Annotated in this window: 3 protein-coding genes; 1 reads left to right on the plus strand and 2 read right to left on the minus strand. The window is 54.1% G+C overall.

Features of this window, described 5'->3' with window-relative positions; all coding sequences use genetic code 11:
* The first annotated feature begins 135 nt into the window (after positions 1–135).
* The gene (locus tag GWQ22_RS20945) at positions 136–543 is read left to right on the plus strand and encodes an HNH endonuclease (RefSeq protein ID WP_052127963.1); all 408 of its coding nucleotides are present in this window, start codon (positions 136–138) and stop codon (positions 541–543) included.
* Here the strand turns inward: GWQ22_RS20945 and GWQ22_RS20950 are convergent.
* Positions 530–1,099, minus strand: a complete 570-nt coding sequence (locus tag GWQ22_RS20950) for a type I restriction-modification system subunit M N-terminal domain-containing protein (protein WP_275931556.1) — start codon at positions 1,097–1,099, stop codon at positions 530–532. The two genes, GWQ22_RS20945 and GWQ22_RS20950, sit on opposite strands and share 14 nt — an antisense overlap.
* Before the next feature lie 120 nt (positions 1,100–1,219).
* Complete coding sequence (locus GWQ22_RS20955) at positions 1,220–3,574, minus strand: DEAD/DEAH box helicase family protein (protein WP_275931557.1); 2,355 nt, start codon at positions 3,572–3,574, stop codon at positions 1,220–1,222.
* Between the last annotated feature and the right edge of the window lie 83 nt (positions 3,575–3,657).

Here is a 3,657-nt window from a genome sequence, read left to right on the forward strand (position 1 = left end):
TCTGGCGCTGCCAAAAATCAACGCGTTCTTGAGTGGTCATAGCGGAAATCCCAACGTAGATACGATGGGTTTCAGTGTGCCGAGGTGATCTCAGTAAAAACAGGTGCTGATTCAGGGGCGCTTACGGATAACAACATGAAGCTAAGTACTTTGATTCACCGGCAAGGTGGCTTTTGCTTTTACTGTAGAAAGCCGCTTCTTGAGCGTGATGCATCTATTGATCACATCATTCCAAGCTCAATGGGAGATTACCAAGGATTTACCAACCAAGTTGCATGCTGCACACTCATGAATAGCATTCTGCAAGACTTACCACCAAAGCATAAAATAGAACTGCTTTTGAACTGGTGGGGACGGTCACCTTGTCCCAAGGATATGGCACTTTCCCTTAAAGAAATCGAGAAGCAGCGACAGAACATACTAAATTCAAGTTTTAATGAGCCAATCTACGGCTATAAAAATGGTGGCTTAATAACAGCCGATGAAAATGTAATCTTGGAAGTACCGGAGGAACTTGAAGAGTTAAGACCTATGAAAAAGTAACAATTTCTCTAGATTCTTGAAGATGGACTTTGTTAGAACACGGTGAATATGACATTGTGTAGAACTCGCCCGCGTTACCGGCGCTTTGCAGGTCGCGCAGGATTTGCTCGTAGATGTCGCCAAACAGGTGGCGCTCGCTGCTGTCGGTAAAGTCGATCTCGTTGAGCTTGTTGATCACCTGCTTGAGCAGGGTGCCGTTCTTCATGTAGTTGAAGGCATCAGAGAACGCCTCTTTCACCACATAGCCACGGGGGTTGAGACTGATATTGGCAGGCTGGTCTTTCAAGCTGTCGAACAGATCGTTGTTGACGAAATCGAGCAGGGCATCGCCAGTCAGCCCTTCGCTATCTGCCGCCCAGTTGCGCCACAGGAAGCGCTCGGGGATGGGGCAGCGGTAGTTATCCTGCTCAAACTCCAGCTCCTCTTCCTGGGCGTCGAACACTTTCAAAAACAGCAGCCAGGAGAGCTGGCCGAGGCGCTGGGCATCACCGTCGATACCGGCGTCCTTGCGCATGATGTCCTGAATGGATTTGATGACTGAGCTGATGGATGACATGGGATTCTCTGCTTTTTACAAAAATGGTGACGAATACAGGGGCGAATGCGTCAGGAATATCGATAAAACAAGCGGCCATGATTGCCATGGCCGCACTGTGGTGCTGTTGCAGCCCTGGCGTCAGGCGCTCTGCTGCTCACGCTCTTGGTGGCGATAGATCTCTTGCTCCAGTTCGGTGATGGCCTCCTCGAACTGTTTGGCGCCACCAAAGCACTTCTTGGCCAACTCCAGCGGACGACCCAACTCGGTAAAGGGGGCCACTTTTAGCGCATCCTTGGTCTCAATCTCGGTCACGCCCTGATCGGCATACTTGTCGAGCAGGCTGGTAAGCACCTGCTGGGCGGTGTCGTTGTACTTGGTGAAGTAGTTGCGCTTTTTGACGTTGTTGGCCCGCTCGCGGCGGGTCAGTGGCGGCTGATCGTATACCACATGGCAGATAAGGTCGAACGGGTCGAGCTCCTTGCCCACTTCCTGCTCCAACACCTCCCACAGCACGCCCGCCTGAGCCAATTCATCCATGATGGCTTGCTTGCGCTGCGCGGCTTGCCAGCGTTTGGTGAAAGCATCGAGGGTGGCAAACTCCTTGAGCAGGGTCTTTTTGGTGTAGTCCCTGAAGGATTCGGTCACCAGCTTGCCATCGGCATCGTAATACTGCACCCGCTCGGCGATGATGCTGACCGCCACGCCGTTGACATAATACTTGCTGACTCCGGGCGTTGGACCACCCAGCGGGCCTGCGCCCTGCCCCCCTGCGCCACTCTGGCCACCGTCACTACCGGTTGTGTAAGTGCCGGGTTGCTCATCAACCCCGGGGGCAAACGGATCGTCATTGTCGCCGGGTTCATCGGCTGGCAGTGGATCGGTGCCGTCGATGAGATCGCCCAGACCATCATCCGGATTGTTGATGTCTGCCGGTTTGACCACCATGACACGCTCTGGCTCGCCATCGAAACGGGGATCGGCAAACAGCTCGGTGGCCTTCTTGAAGTCGAGAATGGTAAACCAGAGCTTGCCGTACTTGTCGTCGATACGGGTGCCACGGCCGATGATCTGCTTGAACTTGGTCATGGACTGGATGTTTTGGTCCAGCACCACCAGCTTGCAGGTTTTGGCATCGACGCCAGTGGTCATCAGTTCGGAGGTAGTGGCGATGACCGGATAGGGCTTTTTCGGGTTGATGAAGTTGTCGAGCTGGGCCTTGCCAAGGTCATCATCGCCGGTGATTTTCATCACATAGCGATCGTCTTTGGCCATCTCATCCGGGTTGAGGTTGACCAAGGCACGGCGCATTCGGTCGGCATGATCGATGTCGTTGCAGAATACGATGGTCTTGGCCATCGGGTCGGTTTTCTTGAGGTAGTTGGTGATGGTCTCGGCCACCAGCTGGGTACGCTCGTCAATCACCAGGGTGCGGTCGAAATCCTTCTGGTTATAGATGCGATCGATAATCGGGTTTCCCTGTTTATCCAGTTGCCCTTTGGTTGGGCGCCACCCCTGCAGATCAACGTCTATATCGACCCGCACCACCTTGTAGGGGGCAAGAAAACCATCTTCGATCCCCTCTTTGAGGGAATAGGTATAGACAGGGTCACCGAAGTAATCGGTGTTGGAGACGGTTTCGGTCTCTTTGGGGGTGGCGGTGAGACCAATCTGGGTGGCCGATGAGAAGTATTCGAGGATCTCGCGCCAGGCGCTGTCTTCGGCGGCGCTGCCCCGATGGCACTCATCCACCACGATCAGGTCGAAGAAGTCAGGAGAGACCTGCAGATAAGCTTTCTGTGACTCTTCTGGTCCGGTGAGCGCCTGATAGAGGGCAAGGTGGATCTCGTAGGCAGGATCGACAGTGCGCCCGGTGACCTTGGTCATGGCCGGGCCAAAGGGCTGAAAGTCATTGATCTTGGTCTGATCCACCAGAATGTTGCGATCGGCCAAAAACAGGATGCGCTTCTTGGCGCCCGCCTTCCACAAACGCCAGATGATCTGGAACGCTGTGTAGGTCTTGCCGGTGCCGGTGGCCATCACCAACAATACCCGATCCTCACCTTTCGATATGGCTTCTACGGTCTTGTTGATAGCCTGCAGCTGGTAGTAGCGGGGGGATTTGCCACTGCCATCCGAGTAATAGTCCTGACTGATGACAGGCAGCTGTGCCTGGGTGTAACCCTTCCAGGTGCAGAGCTTGTCCCAAAGTTGGCCCGGGCTGGGGAAGTCCTCCAACGCGATCTCGGATTCCAGCTTGGCCGGATTGGTCTTGTCATGAAATACGAAGCCATCGCCGTTGCTGGCAAATACGAACGGCACATCCAGCAGACGGGCATAATCGAGCCCCTGTTGCATTCCCTTGCCAATCTCATGCTTGTTGGCTTTGGCCTCGATCACCGCCAGTGGCAAGCCCATCTTGTGATAGAGCACGATATCGGCCGATTTGACCTTTGTAAGCGCCCCTGAATCAGCACCTGTTTTTACTGAGATCACCTCGGCACACTGAAACCCATCGTATCTACGTTGGGATTTCCGCTATGACCACTCAAGAACGCGTTGATTTTTGGCAGCGCCAG

It is taken from the genome of Aeromonas sp. 1HA1, from assembly GCF_029237385.1.
Lineage (GTDB): Bacteria > Pseudomonadota > Gammaproteobacteria > Enterobacterales > Aeromonadaceae > Aeromonas > Aeromonas popoffii.